We start from the raw sequence: 251 nt of genomic DNA on the forward strand, positions 1-251 counted from the left end.
CCGTCTTTGATGGTTACAGTGTGGGTACCGTCGCCGTTGTCTTTAACGTCGGCTTCAGCGTTCTTACCGTCGGCACCTGTTGCACCGGTAGCGCCGGTAGCGCCGGTATCACCTTTGGCACCAGTTGCACCGTCTTTAACGATAGTGGTAGTAGTGTTACCGTTACCGTCTTTGATGGTTACAGTGTGGGTACCGTCGCCGTTGTCTTTAACGTCGGCTTCAGCGTTCTTACCGTCGGCACCAGTTGCACC

The 251-nt window shown here is 55.0% G+C and carries 1 protein-coding gene; it reads right to left on the reverse strand.

What is annotated here, in order from left to right; all coding sequences use genetic code 11:
* The coding region (locus ACTHTG_RS11170) for a collagen-flanked surface repeat-containing protein (RefSeq protein ID WP_440362650.1) at positions 1-251 on the reverse strand (251 nt) is incomplete at both ends.

This window comes from Neisseria sp. P0017.S009 (genome assembly GCF_051957375.1).
GTDB lineage: Bacteria > Pseudomonadota > Gammaproteobacteria > Burkholderiales > Neisseriaceae > Neisseria > Neisseria perflava.